Source organism: Vibrio sp. ArtGut-C1 (assembly GCF_002105475.1).
Lineage (GTDB): Bacteria > Pseudomonadota > Gammaproteobacteria > Enterobacterales > Vibrionaceae > Vibrio > Vibrio diabolicus.
The window spans coordinates 15,272-31,244 of sequence record NZ_NCTH01000039.1 but is presented as its reverse complement, the minus strand read 5'-3'; the positions used below and the strand labels follow the sequence as shown (position 1 = coordinate 31,244).

The following is a 15,973-nucleotide window of genomic DNA, read 5'->3' as shown; positions in this document are numbered from 1 at the left end:
GTATTCTCAATCCAAGGTCGTGGTACAGTAGTAACTGGTCGTATCGAGCGTGGTATCCTAACTGTAGGTGACGAAGTTGCTATCGTAGGTATCAAGGAAACAACTACTACAACATGTACTGGTGTAGAGATGTTCCGTAAGCTTCTAGACGAAGGCCGTGCAGGTGAGAACGTTGGTGCACTTCTACGTGGTACTAAGCGTGACGAGGTTGAACGTGGTCAAGTACTAGCGAAGCCTGGTTCAATCACTCCACACACTAAGTTCGAATCAGAAGTATACGTACTGTCTAAAGATGAAGGTGGTCGTCACACTCCATTCTTCAAAGGCTACCGTCCACAGTTCTACTTCCGTACAACTGACGTAACTGGTGACATCCAGCTACCAGAAGGCGTAGAAATGGTAATGCCAGGTGACAACGTACAGATGACTGTTGAGCTAATCGCACCAATCGCAATGGACGAAGGTCTACGTTTCGCGATCCGTGAAGGTGGCCGTACAGTAGGTGCTGGTGTTGTTGCTAAGATCTTCGACTAATTCATAGCGAATTAGCGATGCTTTCGGAAAATCTTGAATTAGATTTGACGAACCAGTAGCAAAAAGGGCATCATTTGATGCCCTTTTTCTGCACTCAACATTATTTTTGCTGTTTTCTTGTTCAGAAGTGGGTTGGGCGCAGAGCAAGATTAAGCAAAGATGCTTAATCTTAAGAAGAGTACGCTGATTTTTTCAGCGATATGGAGTTTGCCCTGCAACAGCGGGGTTGTTGTCGTCTATATTAAGACTTGTAACAGGTTGGTTTTATGAAAGCAAATAATGCTGAAACTCCTGATAGCTCAAACGCAGCAGATACGTTTAAGTGGTTAGCCGCTTTCGTATTGGCAGCTGCCGCTGTTGTGGGTAATTACCTGTATGGTGAAATGTCTGTAGTGGTTCGTGCTGCAGGCGTTGTTGTTCTTATTGCAGCTGCCTTAGGCGTTGCAGCAACAACGACTAAAGGTAAAGCAGCGATCAGTTTTGCAAAAGAATCGCGTATGGAAGTACGTAAAGTTGTTTGGCCTACTCGCCAAGAAACCATGCAAACAACACTGATCGTTTTAGCTGTAAGTATTGTAATGGCTCTAGTGCTATGGGGTATTGACGGAATTATGGTTCGTCTAGTAGCTCTAGCAACTGGGGTATAGAGGGTTTTTATTCATGAGTGAAGCTCCAAAAAAACGCTGGTATGTGGTTCAAGCCTTCTCTGGATTTGAAGGTCGTGTAGCTCAATCTCTGCGCGAGCATATCAAAATGCACGGCATGGAAGAGCTATTCGGTGAAGTACTGGTTCCTACTGAAGAAGTAGTGGAAATGCGCGCGGGTCAGCGTCGCAAATCTGAGCGTAAGTTCTTCCCAGGTTACGTCCTTGTTCAGATGATTATGAACGATGAATCATGGCACCTAGTACGCAGTGTGCCGCGTGTCATGGGCTTCATTGGTGGTACCTCAGACCGTCCGGCACCTATCACGGATAAAGAGGCTGACGCGATTCTTAATCGTCTTGAGAAAGCGAGTGAAGCGCCTCGTCCACGTACAATGTACGAAGCGGGTGAAGTGGTACGTGTTAACGAAGGTCCATTTGCTGACTTCAACGGTACTGTTGAAGAAGTGGATTACGAGAAGAGCCGCCTGAAAGTGTCTGTCTCGATCTTTGGTCGTGCGACACCAGTTGAGCTTGAATTTGGTCAGGTTGAAAAGCTGGACTAAGACTCTTCGTTAAAGAGTATAAAAAATCACCTTTTTAGGGTTGTATAAGGCGCGGATTATGACTATAATTTCGCGCCTTTTTACTTCAAGTGAAGTAAAAAGTTTCTTACACAAACGGGGAGCTGATCCGCGATTAGCGTTTGTACCCAAACTTAGGAATTATCATGGCTAAGAAAGTTGAAGCTTACATCAAGCTACAAGTTGCTGCTGGTATGGCTAACCCTAGTCCACCAGTAGGTCCTGCACTAGGTCAACACGGTGTGAACATCATGGAATTCTGTAAAGCGTTCAACGCAAAAACAGAATCTATTGAGAAAGGTCTACCAACTCCAGTAGTTATCACAGTATACAGCGACCGTTCTTTCACGTTCGTAACTAAGACTCCACCTGCTGCAGTTCTTCTTAAGAAAGCTGCTGGCGTTAAGTCTGGTTCAGGTCGTCCAAACACTGAAAAAGTTGGTACTGTAACTGACGCTCAAATCCAAGAAATCGCAGAAACTAAAGCTGCTGATATGACTGGTGCTGACATCGAAGCGATGAAGCGTTCTATCGCTGGTACTGCTCGTTCAATGGGCCTAGTGGTAGAGGGTTAATAAGATGGCAAAACTAACTAAGCGCATGCGCGTAATCCGCGAAAAAGTTGACGTAACTAAAGAATACGAAATCAACGAAGCTGTTGCTCTTCTTCAAGAACTAGCGACTGCGAAATTCGTTGAGTCTGTAGACGTTGCTGTTAACCTAGGCATTGATGCTCGTAAATCTGACCAGAACGTACGTGGTGCAACTGTACTACCTCACGGTACTGGCCGCGAAATCCGCGTTGCAGTGTTCACTCAAGGTGCTAACGCTGAAGCAGCTAAAGAAGCTGGCGCAGACATCGTAGGTATGGAAGATCTTGCTGAGCAAGTTAAGAAAGGCGAAATGAACTTTGACGTAGTTGTTGCTTCTCCAGATGCAATGCGCGTTGTAGGTCAACTAGGTACTATCCTAGGTCCTCGCGGTCTTATGCCAAACCCTAAAGTTGGTACTGTAACTCCTAACGTTGCTGAAGCAGTTAAAAACGCTAAAGCTGGTCAGGTTCGTTACCGTAACGACAAAAACGGCATCATCCACACTACTATCGGTAAAGCAAACTTCTCTGCTGAGCAGATCAAAGAGAACCTAGAAGCACTTCTAGTTGCTCTGAAGAAAGCTAAGCCATCTTCAGCGAAAGGTACTTTCCTGAAGAAAGTAAGCATCTCTACTACTATGGGTGCTGGTGTTGCTGTTGATCAGGCTAGCCTGAACACTCAAGCATAATTTATTTGCTTAGGCGCAAAATTAGTGTATAATTTTGCGCCTAATATTTGTGGTTGGGGCTGAACTTTGGTTCTTTGAACTGTCTCCTAGTTCGAAATGAATTAAGACCCAGTCTCCGTCCAAGACCGTAGGTGTTTGTGTAAAAGCAAACTTAATTATCCTACGTAGATGGTGCCCGAACTGACAGAAAGCTCTATGTAATATAGTTAACTTTCTTCTGGGGAAGCACCTCAATAGCTCTCACTGTCGTGATGATAGTGAGTGGTGTAACGACAACCAGGAGTAAATCCAAGATGGCTTTAAACCTTCAAGACAAAAAAGCAATTGTTGCTGAAGTCAACGAAGCTGCCAGTGGTGCACTTTCTGCAGTTGTAGCTGATTCTCGTGGCGTTCAAGTTGGCGCGATGACTTCTCTACGTAAACAAGCTCGTGAAGCTGGCGTTTACATGAGAGTTGTTCGTAACACTCTTGCTCGTCGTGCGGTTGAAGGTACTGAGTACGAGTGTCTAACTGACACTTTCACTGGTCCTACACTAATCGCATTCTCTAATGAGCACCCAGGTGCTGCAGCGCGTCTTTTCAAAGACTTCGCTAAAGAGAACAAAGATTTCGAGATCAAAGCTGCTGCTTATGAAGGCGCTTTAACTGACGCTGAAGTACTAGCAACACTACCAACTTACGACGAAGCAATTGCACGCCTAATGATGTGCATGAAAGAAGCTTCGGCTGGCAAGCTGGCGCGTACTATCGCAGCTATCCGCGATCAAAAACAAGAAGCAGCGGCATAAGCCTTGCTTTTTACTGGTTGCTTAATAAACTTATTGTTGACTTAAAAGAGAATTGTTATGTCTATTACTAACGAGCAAATCCTAGACGCAGTTGCAGAAATGTCTGTAATGCAAGTTGTTGAACTAATCGAAGCAATGGAAGAGAAATTCGGTGTTTCTGCTGCTGCTGCTGTTGTAGCTGGCGGCGCTGCTGGCGGCGAAGCTGCTGCTGAGCAAACTGAATTCGACGTAATCCTAGAAGCTGCTGGCGGTAACAAAGTTGCTGTAATCAAAGCAGTACGTGGCGCAACTGGCCTAGGTCTTAAAGAAGCTAAAGCTCTTGTAGACGGCGCTCCAGCACCTCTTAAAGAAGGTGTTGAGAAAGCAGAAGCTGAAGCTCTTAAAGCTCAGCTAGAAGAAGCTGGTGCAACTGTTGCTGTTAAGTAATTATTGCATAGTTTCTTAGCCTAACGGCTAATTGGCTGGTGGTTTTTTAACCACCGGCCTTTTTGCGCTGTAGGGTATAGGCGAATTTTCCCGCTGTTTAAGCGCCTGATATCCATGCAAAAAACATTTCATTCTTACGAAATGAAATGTCACTACAGTAAACAGCTATATTAGTCACTGTCCCTTACCCCCCTTAAGTAACTAGGAGCGGGCGGACAGTTTGGGTCACTTATCAGCGAGCTGAGGAACCCCATGGTTTACTCTTATACCGAGAAAAAGCGCATCCGTAAGGACTTTGGTACTCGTCCACAAGTTTTGGACATTCCATACCTGCTATCGATCCAGCTCGATTCGTTCGACAAATTCATCGAACAGGATCCTGAAGGTCAATACGGTCTTGAAGCCGCTTTCCGTTCTGTATTCCCGATTCAGAGCTACAACGGCAATTCTGAGCTGCAATACGTTAGCTACCGTCTTGGTGAGCCAGTTTTTGACGTTAAAGAATGTCAAATCCGCGGTGTAACTTACTCAAAGCCACTACGTGTAAAACTACGCCTAGTTATCTTTGATAAAGACGCGCCAGCAGGTACTGTAAAAGACATTAAAGAACAAGAAGTCTACATGGGTGAAATTCCACTCATGACAGACAATGGTACCTTCGTTATTAACGGTACCGAGAGGGTTATCGTATCCCAGCTGCACCGAAGCCCAGGCGTGTTCTTCGACAGCGATAAGGGTAAGACCCACTCTTCAGGTAAAGTTTTATACAACGCACGTGTTATTCCTTACCGTGGTTCATGGCTTGATTTCGAGTTTGATCCTAAGGATAACTTGTACGTTCGTATCGACCGCCGTCGTAAGCTACCAGCATCGATCATTCTTCGTGCACTAGGTAAGTCGACAGAAGAAATCCTAGATCTCTTCTTCGAGAAAGTGAACTTCGAAGTGAAAGACCAAACTCTATTGATGGAGTTGGTTCCAGATCGTCTACGTGGTGAAACTGCGTCATTCGACATCGAAGCGAATGGTAAAGTTTACGTTGAGCAAGGTCGTCGCGTAACAGCTCGTCATATCCGCCAACTAGAAAAAGATGGTGTTGATCACATCGAAGTACCAGTTGAGTACATCGTAGGTAAAGTTGCATCAAAAGATTACATCAATGAAGCAACTGGCGAGATCATTGTTAACGCTAACCAGGAAATCAGCCTGGAAGCACTAGCGAACCTATCTCAGGCTGGCCACAAAGCGCTAGAAGTTCTATTTACGAACGATCTAGACCACGGTCCATTCATGTCAGAAACACTACGTATCGACAGCACGGTTGATCGTATTTCTGCATTGGTAGAAATCTACCGCATGATGCGCCCTGGTGAGCCGCCAACAAAAGAAGCTGCAGAAGCTCTATTCGAAAGCCTATTCTTCTCTGAAGAGCGTTACGATCTATCGACTGTTGGTCGTATGAAGTTCAACAGCTCTATCGGCCGTGAAGATGCTCAAGAGCAAGGCACACTTGATGAAACTGATATCATCGAAGTGATGAAGAAGCTGATCGCGATCCGTAACGGTAAGGGCGAAGTGGACGATATCGACCACCTAGGCAACCGTCGTATCCGTTCTGTAGGCGAAATGGCTGAGAACCAGTTCCGTGTAGGTCTAGTACGTGTTGAGCGTGCAGTTAAAGAGCGTCTAAGCCTAGGCGATCTTGACGCAATCATGCCTCAAGACTTGATCAACGCGAAGCCAATTTCTGCGGCAGTTAAAGAATTCTTTGGCTCTTCACAGCTTTCACAGTTCATGGACCAAAACAACCCGCTATCAGAAGTAACGCACAAGCGTCGTATTTCTGCATTGGGTCCTGGCGGTCTAACTCGTGAACGTGCTGGCTTCGAAGTACGTGACGTACACGTAACTCACTACGGTCGTCTATGTCCTATCGAAACGCCTGAAGGTCCAAACATCGGTCTGATCAACTCTCTATCTGCGTTTGCGCGTTGTAACGAGTACGGTTTCCTAGAGACACCATACCGTCGCGTTGTAGATGGCGTAGTAACAGACGAAGTAGATTACCTATCTGCAATCGAAGAAGGCCAATTCGTTATCGCTCAGGCGAACGCTAAGCTAAACGAAGATGGTACTTTTGCAGATGAGCTGATCACAGCTCGTCAGAAAGGTGAATCTGGTCTACACCCTCGTGAGCACGCTCAGTACATGGACGTTGCGACAAACCAGGTTGTATCTATCGCTGCATCGCTTATCCCGTTCCTAGAACACGATGATGCGAACCGTGCATTGATGGGTGCGAACATGCAACGTCAGGCAGTTCCGACACTGAAAGCTGACAAACCGCTTGTTGGTACTGGTATTGAACGTAACGTAGCAGTTGACTCAGGTGTAACTGCAGTTGCGAAACGTGGTGGTGTAATCCAGTCAGTAGATGCTTCTCGTATCGTTGTTAAAGTAAACGAAGAAGAGCTAGTACCAGGTGAAGCTGGTATCGATATCTACAACCTAACTAAATACACACGTTCTAACCAGAACACATGTATTAACCAACGCCCATGTGTGATGCCAGGTGAACCTGTATCACGCGGTGACGTGCTTGCTGATGGTCCTTCGACAGACCTAGGTGAGCTAGCGCTTGGTCAAAACATGCGTATCGCGTTCATGCCTTGGAACGGTTACAACTTCGAAGACTCGATCTTAGTATCTGAGCGCGTAGTTCAAGAAGACCGCTTCACGACAATCCACATTCAAGAACTTACTTGTGTGGCGCGTGATACTAAGCTGGGCTCTGAAGAGATCACAGCTGATATTCCAAACGTAGGTGAATCTGCTCTGTCTAAACTAGACGAGTCAGGTATCGTTTACATCGGTGCTGAAGTTAAGGGTGGCGACATCCTAGTTGGTAAAGTAACACCTAAAGGTGAAACTCAGCTAACGCCTGAAGAGAAGCTACTACGTGCTATCTTCGGTGAAAAAGCATCTGATGTTAAAGATACTTCACTACGTGTACCTAACTCTGTATCAGGTACGATCATCGACGTTCAAGTCTTCACTCGCGACGGCGTAGAGAAAGACAAGCGTGCGCTTGAAATCGAACAGATGCAGCTTAAAGAAGCGAAGAAAGACCTAACTGAAGAATTCCAGATTCTTGAGGGTGGCCTTCTAAACCGTGTTAAAGCTGTATTGATTGAAGGCGGTTACTCTGAAGCGAAACTAGACACTACTGATCGTAAGAAGTGGCTAGAACTAACGCTAGAAGATGACGCACTACAAACTCAACTTGAGCAACTTGCTGAGCAGTGGGACGAGCTAAAAGCTGACTTCGATAAGAAGTTCGAAACTAAGCGTCGTAAGATCACTCAAGGTGATGATTTAGCACCTGGCGTACTGAAGATCGTTAAGGTTTACCTAGCGGTTAAACGTCGCATTCAGCCTGGTGATAAGATGGCGGGTCGTCACGGTAACAAGGGTGTAATCTCTAAGATCAACCCTGTTGAAGACATGCCATACGATGAAAAAGGTCAGCCTGTAGACATCGTACTTAACCCACTGGGTGTACCTTCGCGTATGAACATCGGTCAGATCCTAGAAGTACACTTAGGTCTGGCAGCGAAAGGTATCGGTGACAAGATCAACCAGATGGTTAAAGAGCAGCAAGAACTAGCGAAATTCCGCGAGTTCCTACAAAAAGTTTACGACCTAGGCGATACTCGCCAGAAAGTAGACATTGCTTCTCTATCTGATGATGAAGTACGTACTCTGATCAAGAACTTGCGTGGCGGTCTACCAATCGCGACTCCTGTATTTGATGGCGCTCCAGAAGAGTCAATCAAAGCACTTCTTGAGCTAGCAGATCTACCAACATCAGGTCAGTTAACACTGTTTGATGGTCGCACAGGTGATGCGTTTGAGCGTCCTGTAACTGTTGGTTACATGTACATGCTGAAACTGAACCACCTTGTTGATGACAAGATGCACGCTCGTTCAACTGGTTCGTACAGCCTAGTAACTCAGCAGCCACTAGGTGGTAAAGCTCAGTTCGGTGGTCAGCGTTTCGGTGAGATGGAAGTATGGGCACTAGAAGCATACGGTGCTGCTTACACGCTACAAGAAATGCTAACGGTTAAGTCGGATGACGTTAACGGCCGTACTAAGATGTATAAGAACATCGTAGACGGTAACCACAGCATGGAACCTGGCATGCCAGAATCGTTCAACGTACTGTTGAAAGAGATCCGCTCGCTAGGTATCAACATCGAGCTAGAAGACGAAGAGTAATCCTTTCTCTCTTGATGAAAGTCGAGAGAATCAAAGCGATTATTTGGAAGAAGGTGCTCACTTTAGCGAGTGAGCTCCTTTTAACTCCTTACAGGAGCTGATTGTGAAAGACTTATTAAACTTTCTAAAAGCACAGCATAAGACCGAAGAATTTGATGCAATCAAAATCGGTCTATCTTCACCAGACATGATCCGTTCATGGTCTTTTGGTGAAGTTAAAAAACCTGAAACGATCAACTATCGTACGTTCAAACCTGAACGCGATGGTCTGTTCTGTGCGCGTATCTTTGGTCCAGTTAAAGACTACGAATGTCTTTGTGGTAAGTACAAGCGCCTGAAGCACCGTGGTGTTATCTGTGAGAAGTGTGGTGTAGAAGTTACACAAACTAAAGTTCGTCGTGACCGTATGGGCCACATTGAACTGGCTTCACCAGTAGCTCACATCTGGTTCCTAAAATCGCTACCGTCTCGTATCGGTCTACTAATGGATATCCCTCTACGTGATATCGAACGCGTTCTGTACTTCGAAATGTACGTAGTAACAGAGCCTGGTATGACTGATCTAGAAAAAGGTCAGATGCTTACTGAAGAAGAGTATCTAGATCGTCTAGAAGAGTGGGGCGACGAGTTCACTGCTAAGATGGGTGCGGAAGCTATCAAGGACCTACTAGGTTCTATGGATATGCACGCTGAAGCAGAACAAATGCGTGAAGAGTTAGAGACAACAAACTCTGAAACTAAGCGTAAGAAAGTAACTAAGCGTCTTAAGCTGGTAGAAGCGTTCATCGCATCGGGTAACAACCCAGAGTGGATGATCCTGACTGTACTTCCAGTACTTCCGCCAGATCTACGTCCTCTAGTACCTCTAGATGGCGGTCGCTTTGCGACTTCTGATCTTAACGATCTATACCGTCGTGTGATCAACCGTAACAACCGTTTGAAGCGTCTTCTAGAGCTAGCTGCACCGGACATCATCGTACGTAACGAAAAACGTATGCTGCAAGAGTCTGTTGATGCGCTACTAGATAACGGTCGTCGTGGTCGTGCGATCACAGGTTCTAACAAGCGTCCTCTGAAATCTCTTGCTGATATGATCAAGGGTAAACAAGGTCGTTTCCGTCAGAACCTTCTAGGTAAACGTGTAGACTACTCTGGCCGTTCTGTAATCACAGTAGGTCCATACCTTCGTCTACACCAGTGTGGTCTTCCGAAGAAGATGGCACTTGAGCTATTCAAACCATTCATCTACAGCAAGCTAGAGACTCGTGGTCTTGCGACTACAATCAAAGCTGCTAAGAAAATGGTAGAGCGTGAAGAAGCGGTCGTTTGGGATATCCTAGACGAAGTAATCCGTGAACACCCAGTACTATTGAACCGTGCACCGACACTTCACCGTCTCGGTATCCAGGCGTTCGAACCAGTACTAATCGAAGGTAAAGCGATTCAGCTACACCCACTTGTATGTGCGGCGTACAACGCGGACTTCGATGGTGACCAAATGGCGGTTCACGTACCTCTAACTCTAGAGGCTCAGCTTGAAGCTCGTACTCTGATGATGTCGACAAACAACATTCTGTCGCCAGCGTCAGGTGATCCGATCATCGTACCTTCTCAGGACGTTGTATTGGGTCTGTACTACATGACTCGTGAAAAGATCAACGTGAAAGGTGAAGGCATGTACCTTTCTGGTCCAGAAGAGGCTGAGAAAGCATACCGCACTAAACAAGCTGAGCTTCATGCACGCGTTAAAGTACGTATTACAGAAACCGTTGTAGACGAAGACGGCAACAGCACTACTGAAACTAAGATGGTAGATACCACTGTTGGTCGTGCAATGCTATGGCAAATCGTGCCAGCTGGTCTACCGTACAGCATCGTTAACCAAAAGCTAGGTAAGAAGCAAATCTCTAACCTACTTAACGAGGCGTACCGTAAACTAGGTCTGAAAGACACAGTAATCTTCGCTGACCAAATCATGTACACCGGTTTTGCGTACGCGGCACTTTCTGGTGTATCTGTTGGTATCGACGATATGGTTGTACCAGCAGCTAAGTACACTGAAATCGCAGAAGCGGAAGAAGAAGTACGTGAAATCCAGGAACAGTACCAATCAGGTCTTGTTACTGCGGGCGAACGCTACAACAAAGTTATCGATATCTGGGCATCGACCAACGACCGTGTTGCGAAAGCAATGATGGAAAACCTTTCATCTGAAACGGTAGTTAACCGTGACGGTGAAGAGGAACAGCAAGAGTCATTCAACAGCATCTACATGATGGCGGACTCGGGCGCTCGTGGTTCTGCAGCACAGATTCGTCAGCTTGCGGGTATGCGTGGTCTGATGGCGCGTCCAGATGGTTCAATCATCGAAACGCCGATCACAGCGAACTTTAAAGAAGGTCTAAACGTACTTCAGTACTTTATCTCAACGCACGGTGCTCGTAAGGGTCTTGCGGATACGGCACTGAAAACAGCGAACTCGGGTTACCTAACTCGTCGTCTAGTAGACGTTGCTCAAGACGTTGTTGTAACTGAACATGACTGTGGCACTCACGAAGGTGTCGACATGATGCCTCACATCGAGGGTGGTGATGTTAAAGTTGCACTTTCTGAGCTTGCTCTTGGTCGTGTTGTTGCTGAAGACGTACTAAAACCTGGCACTGAAGACGTTCTTATTCCACGTAACACCCTGATCGATGAGAAGTGGTGTCAAATCATGGAAGAGAACTCAGTAGACAGCATGAAAGTGCGCTCTGTAGTAACGTGTGATTCTGACTTCGGTTGTTGTGCACAGTGTTACGGTCGTGACCTAGCACGTGGCCACCTAGTGAACCAAGGTGAAGCAGTAGGTGTTATCGCTGCTCAGTCTATCGGTGAACCAGGTACACAGCTTACCATGCGTACGTTCCACATCGGTGGTGCGGCATCGACAGCAGCGGCAGAGAACAGTGTTCAAGTTAAGAACAACGGTTCTATCAAGCTACACAACGCTAAATCTGTACTAGCAGATGACGGTAAGATCGTTATCACTTCTCGTGCGACAGAGCTAACTATTATTGATGAGTTTGGTCGTACGAAAGAGAAACACAAACTGCCTTACGGTACGCTACTAAGCAAAGGCGATGGCGATACAGTTCAAGCTGGCGAAACAGTTGCAAACTGGGAAGCGCACACACTACCTATCATTACTGAGGTAGCAGGTCGCATCCAGTTCGTAGATATGATCGACGGCGTAACAGTATCTCGTCAAACTGATGACCTAACTGGTCTATCTTCAAGCGAAGTAACTGACCCAGCAGCTCGCCCTTCAGCAGGTAAAGATATGCGTCCAGCTATCAAACTTGTTGACGAGCAAGGTAACGATGTAATGATCCCTGGTACTGATATGCCAGCTCACTACTTCCTACCTGGTAAAGCGATTGTAAACATCGAAGATGGCGCAGCAGTAGGTGTTGGTGCGACACTAGCACGTATTCCTCAGAAGTCTGGCGGTAACAAAGATATCACCGGTGGTCTTCCACGAGTTGCTGACCTATTTGAAGCACGTAAGCCGAAAGAGCCTGCAATCCTTGCTGAGCACACAGGTACTGTGAGCTTCGGTAAAGAGACCAAAGGTAAACGTCGCTTAGTGATCACACGTGAAAGCGGTGAAGCTTACGAAGAGATGATTCCTAAGCATCGTCAGTTGAACGTATTCGAAGGTGAAAAAGTTGAACGTGGTGACGTGATCGCAGATGGTCCAGAGTCTCCACACGACATCCTACGTCTACGTGGCGTACACGCGGTAACGCAGTACATTGCTAACGAAGTACAGGAAGTTTACCGTCTACAAGGCGTTAAGATTAACGATAAGCACATTGAAACTATCGTTCGTCAGATGCTACGTAAGTGTACTATTACTCACTCTGGTGACTCTGAGTTCCTACCTGGTGAGCAGATTGAGTACTCACAAGTTAAGATTGCTAACCGTAACCTAGAAGCTGAAGGCAAAGAGCCTGCACGTTTCGAACGTGAACTACTAGGTATCACTAAAGCATCTCTAGCGACTGAGTCGTTCATCTCTGCGGCATCGTTCCAGGAGACAACTCGCGTACTAACAGAAGCAGCGGTTTCTGGTAAGCGTGATGACCTACGTGGTCTGAAAGAGAACGTAATTGTTGGTCGTCTGATCCCAGCTGGTACTGGTTTCGCATACCACCAAGAGCGTCAAGCTAAACGTTCTGAAGCGCAAGATGGTCCTTCTGCTGAGCAAGCAACGGACAACCTAGCGGCACTTCTAAACGCTGGTTTCTCTTCTGAAGAGTAAGCCATTTAACGAGTAATCGTTAGAAGCTTAAGAAAAAAGGCACCTTCGGGTGCCTTTTTAGTTTTTATCCTGCCTTTTTCTTCGAGAGGGTTCTTAGAGAAGGTAATAGTGATAAGGCTAGAAACAAAAAAGACCGACGATGATCGTCAGTCTTTTCTATCCTTCAGTCTCTGAATGTTCGCAAACACTAAGCCCCTGGGGGCATAGACAGACTTTCTGCGATCTGCTGTATCAGATAGTCCTCGACTTCAAATCGAGTCTCAAGAATTTCGCCAATGAGACACATATCAGAATCGAAATCATCTAATTCATCATCTTCAGTAACTTCTGAGTACTTATCGTTAAAGTTCAATAGTGGTTCAGTTGTCAGGACTATTTGACCATAAGTTTGATTGATTTCATTGGTCACGACAAAGCCAGTTGCTTTCCAGCGATCCATAACCATGTCATAGATTTTAAAATGGCCCTCGGAGATGTAATCAACGAGATGCTGACAGAAATCCTGCAATTCGGAAGGAGATGGGAGTTCAATAACATTGGTTTTCGAACAAGGTTGCAGTGCTGCAAGCTTACAATATTCAACAATCAGGGATTGTCGTGTCTCTAACCAGTGATCAATGACATCACTTGAGCCACCCCACTGGTCTTGTGTTTGTTTGAATTTTTTTAGCATGACCATGCCCTCATGATCTGATCGCCTGTTGGCGAACGTATCCTTTGCAAAGCAAAGTTAGTAAAGTTATTACAAACTCTTGTCCTTACTAGAATTTAGAGTGCGAATTTACTTAACGACAAACTCTAGTATGAAATTAGATTGCCAGTAAAATGAACGAACTTCAAGCAAAGGGATGGTGTAATGTTAAGAAAAGGTGATGTTAACCGCGCGATAAATGCATACTGGTGTGTTGTTGCAGGAAGTGAAATTTGGCTGGTGGATGATGCTGTGCCTTTCGGGTCTGCAGAGCAGTTATCACTGCCTGAAGTGAGTGCAAGACCCATTGGTGAGTATTCTGGTTCGCCCGTCATGTGGCTTAATTTGTCTGATCTGGAGCATGATCTACCATTAGTCTCACTGCGCGACTGCCTGCATTTTCCTGAGCCATTATTTATGTTGTTAAGTAAAGCGGTCCAGTATGGGCATATGACGCAAAGTCTGCGTTTTTGCCCACAGTGCGGTGGAAGAAACTTTCTTAATAATAACCAGTTAGCTATGCAGTGTGGCGAATGCCGTACTCTCCATTATCCTCGAATATTTCCGTGTATTATAGTTGCTGTGCGTAAAGAGAATCAGATCTTATTGGCTCAACATCCAAGGCATCGAAATGGTATGTATACCGTTATTGCCGGCTTCTTAGAAGTTGGTGAGACATTAGAAGAGTGTGTGGCTCGAGAAATTCATGAAGAAACAGGAATTCTCGTTAAAAATATTCGTTACTTTGGCAGCCAGCCTTGGGCTTTCCCATCGAGTATGATGATGGGGTTTTTAGCTGACTATGAATCGGGAGAGTTAAGTCCAGACTACACTGAGCTGTCTGATGCACAATGGTTTGGTATTGACGAGATGCCGCCTGTTGCGCCTAAAGGAACGATTGCAAGAGCGCTTATCGAACAAACGCTACAAGATATTGATTCTAATTATCTGATAAATAGATAAAAAAAACCCTCCGAGAGGGAGGGGGTAAGTAAGATGTCGTTATGAGATGCTGAGTACTGGGTACTCAGTTTATAATTGTAGTTTTCGCTAGCGAACAAATTTTTAACACTGATACCGATTGGGTGCAAATTAAGCATTGATTTAAAAGTTAATAACTTGATCCAGGTTGCAAAGCACACAGCTATTGGACTTAAATCAGTGATAGAATACCCCCTTTCACAGAAAGCCTAACAGTTGGAATTACGGAATGACTGAATTAAAAAATGATCGTTATCTGCGTGCGCTTTTAAAAGAGCCGGTAGATTACACGCCAGTATGGATGATGCGCCAGGCAGGTCGTTACCTACCAGAATACAAAGCGACTCGTGCAGAAGCGGGTGATTTCATGTCTTTGTGTCGAAATGCAGAATTAGCATCCGAAGTGACACTTCAACCATTACGCCGTTTTCCTCTTGATGCCGCGATCTTATTCTCGGACATCTTAACGATTCCAGATGCAATGGGGCTTGGTTTACGTTTTGCTGCGGGCGAAGGACCTGTTTTTGATAACCCAATTACATGCAAAGCTGACGTGGAAAAAATTGGTTTGCCAGATCCAGAAGGTGAACTGCAATATGTAATGAACGCAGTACGTCAGATCCGTAAAGACCTTAAGGGTGAAGTGCCGTTAATTGGCTTCTCTGGTAGCCCGTGGACTCTTGCTACGTACATGATCGAAGGTGGCAGTTCTAAAGCCTTCACCAAGATCAAGAAAATGATGTACGCGGAACCACAAACTCTGCACTTACTTCTAGATAAGCTGGCAGACAGCGTTATCGAGTACCTAAACGCGCAAATTAAAGCAGGCGCGCAGTCGGTAATGGTATTTGACACATGGGGTGGCGTACTGACGCCTCGTGACTACAACCTGTTCTCACTGCAATACATGCACAAGATTGTAGATGGTCTGATTCGTGAAAACGATGGTCGTCGCGTGCCAGTCACACTGTTTACTAAGAATGGCGGTATGTGGCTTGAGCAAATCGCAGCAACGGGCTGTGATGCGGTTGGTCTAGACTGGACAATCAACATTGCAGACGCGAAAGCACGTATCGGTGATAAAGTGGCGCTGCAAGGTAACATGGACCCATCCATGCTTTACGCTTCACCAGAGCGTATCCGCGAAGAAGTAGCGGATATCCTAGAAGGCTTTGGTGATACGGGTACTGGTCATGTGTTCAACCTAGGCCATGGTATCCACTTGGATGTGCCGCCAGAAAACGCGGGCGTATTTGTGGAAGCGGTACACGAGCTATCTAAGCCATACCACAAGTAAGTTAGATTTTTTTTGAAATCAAATGCCGGCATTCAGTGCCGGTATTTTTTTACCTAAAACTCAAGGCCGTACAGCTCTGGTAGTATTTGGTCTACTATGATCTAATTACTACTCTAGCTGTACACTAGATGTTAAAGTTTAATATAAACAAACACTTATGA

The 15,973-nt window shown here is 45.7% G+C and carries 12 protein-coding genes; 11 read left to right on the top strand and 1 reads right to left on the bottom strand.

The features are described 5' to 3' along the window. From B7360_RS22150 to rpoC, 9 genes are all read left to right on the top strand, one after another. A partial coding sequence (locus B7360_RS22150) for an EF-Tu/IF-2/RF-3 family GTPase (RefSeq protein WP_254048146.1) occupies positions 1 to 534 on the top strand: 534 nt, incomplete at its 5' end. A gap of 266 nt (positions 535 to 800) precedes the next feature. Next, on the top strand, positions 801 to 1,181 hold the full coding sequence (gene secE / locus B7360_RS22145) for a preprotein translocase subunit SecE (RefSeq protein WP_005397258.1): 381 nt from the start codon (positions 801 to 803) through the stop codon (positions 1,179 to 1,181). A gap of 13 nt (positions 1,182 to 1,194) precedes the next feature. Then, entirely contained in the window at positions 1,195 to 1,743 is a 549-nt protein-coding gene (nusG, locus tag B7360_RS22140) for a transcription termination/antitermination protein NusG (RefSeq protein ID WP_005384681.1), read from the top strand. Between the two features lie 164 nt (positions 1,744 to 1,907). Beyond that, on the top strand, positions 1,908 to 2,336 hold the full coding sequence (gene rplK, locus B7360_RS22135) for a 50S ribosomal protein L11 (RefSeq protein ID WP_005384682.1): 429 nt from the start codon (positions 1,908 to 1,910) through the stop codon (positions 2,334 to 2,336). Between the two features lie 4 nt (positions 2,337 to 2,340). Further along, a complete protein-coding gene (gene rplA, locus B7360_RS22130; protein ID WP_005384683.1) occupies positions 2,341 to 3,042 on the top strand; it encodes a 50S ribosomal protein L1 in 702 nt (233 codons plus the stop codon). 293 nt (positions 3,043 to 3,335) lie between these two features. After that, the gene (gene rplJ / locus B7360_RS22125; RefSeq protein WP_005397270.1) at positions 3,336 to 3,830 is read left to right on the top strand and encodes a 50S ribosomal protein L10; all 495 of its coding nucleotides are present in this window, start codon (positions 3,336 to 3,338) and stop codon (positions 3,828 to 3,830) included. A gap of 57 nt (positions 3,831 to 3,887) precedes the next feature. After that, positions 3,888 to 4,256: a 50S ribosomal protein L7/L12 gene (rplL, locus tag B7360_RS22120; RefSeq protein WP_005397273.1), complete on the top strand. Its 369-nt coding sequence runs from the start codon at positions 3,888 to 3,890 to the stop codon at positions 4,254 to 4,256. Between the two features lie 252 nt (positions 4,257 to 4,508). Beyond that, on the top strand, positions 4,509 to 8,537 hold the full coding sequence (gene rpoB, locus B7360_RS22115; RefSeq protein ID WP_005397275.1) for a DNA-directed RNA polymerase subunit beta: 4,029 nt from the start codon (positions 4,509 to 4,511) through the stop codon (positions 8,535 to 8,537). Positions 8,538 to 8,640: 103 nt separating this feature from the next. Next, positions 8,641 to 12,843, top strand: a complete 4,203-nt coding sequence (gene rpoC / locus B7360_RS22110; protein ID WP_005397277.1) for a DNA-directed RNA polymerase subunit beta' — start codon at positions 8,641 to 8,643, stop codon at positions 12,841 to 12,843. A 187-nt stretch (positions 12,844 to 13,030) separates the two neighbouring features. Here the strand turns inward: rpoC and B7360_RS22105 are convergent, their stop codons facing one another. After that, positions 13,031 to 13,522 (bottom strand): Rsd/AlgQ family anti-sigma factor, encoded by a 492-nt coding sequence (locus B7360_RS22105; RefSeq protein WP_031780615.1) that lies wholly within the window; start codon positions 13,520 to 13,522, stop codon positions 13,031 to 13,033. A 177-nt stretch (positions 13,523 to 13,699) separates the two neighbouring features. Between B7360_RS22105 and nudC the strand changes: the two genes are divergently transcribed. Together nudC and hemE are read left to right on the top strand one after the other, a co-directional pair. Continuing rightward, positions 13,700 to 14,497, top strand: coding sequence for an NAD(+) diphosphatase (nudC, locus tag B7360_RS22100; RefSeq protein ID WP_085344630.1), 798 nt, complete (start codon positions 13,700 to 13,702; stop codon positions 14,495 to 14,497). Between the two features lie 247 nt (positions 14,498 to 14,744). After that, positions 14,745 to 15,812 (top strand): uroporphyrinogen decarboxylase, encoded by a 1,068-nt coding sequence (gene hemE, locus B7360_RS22095; RefSeq protein WP_006743188.1) that lies wholly within the window; start codon positions 14,745 to 14,747, stop codon positions 15,810 to 15,812. The last annotated feature ends 161 nt before the right edge of the window (positions 15,813 to 15,973 follow it).

Coding starts and splice junctions, on each gene's coding strand:
- rplA (WP_005384683.1), top strand. CDS start 2,341: ATGGCAAAACTAACTAAGCGCATGCGCGTAATCCGCGAAAAAGTTGAC.
- nusG (WP_005384681.1), top strand. CDS start 1,195: ATGAGTGAAGCTCCAAAAAAACGCTGGTATGTGGTTCAAGCCTTCTCT.
- rplL (WP_005397273.1), top strand. CDS start 3,888: ATGTCTATTACTAACGAGCAAATCCTAGACGCAGTTGCAGAAATGTCT.
- rplJ (WP_005397270.1), top strand. CDS start 3,336: ATGGCTTTAAACCTTCAAGACAAAAAAGCAATTGTTGCTGAAGTCAAC.
- rpoB (WP_005397275.1), top strand. CDS start 4,509: ATGGTTTACTCTTATACCGAGAAAAAGCGCATCCGTAAGGACTTTGGT.
- B7360_RS22105 (WP_031780615.1), bottom strand. CDS start 13,522: ATGGTCATGCTAAAAAAATTCAAACAAACACAAGACCAGTGGGGTGGC.
- secE (WP_005397258.1), top strand. CDS start 801: ATGAAAGCAAATAATGCTGAAACTCCTGATAGCTCAAACGCAGCAGAT.
- nudC (WP_085344630.1), top strand. CDS start 13,700: ATGTTAAGAAAAGGTGATGTTAACCGCGCGATAAATGCATACTGGTGT.
- rplK (WP_005384682.1), top strand. CDS start 1,908: ATGGCTAAGAAAGTTGAAGCTTACATCAAGCTACAAGTTGCTGCTGGT.
- hemE (WP_006743188.1), top strand. CDS start 14,745: ATGACTGAATTAAAAAATGATCGTTATCTGCGTGCGCTTTTAAAAGAG.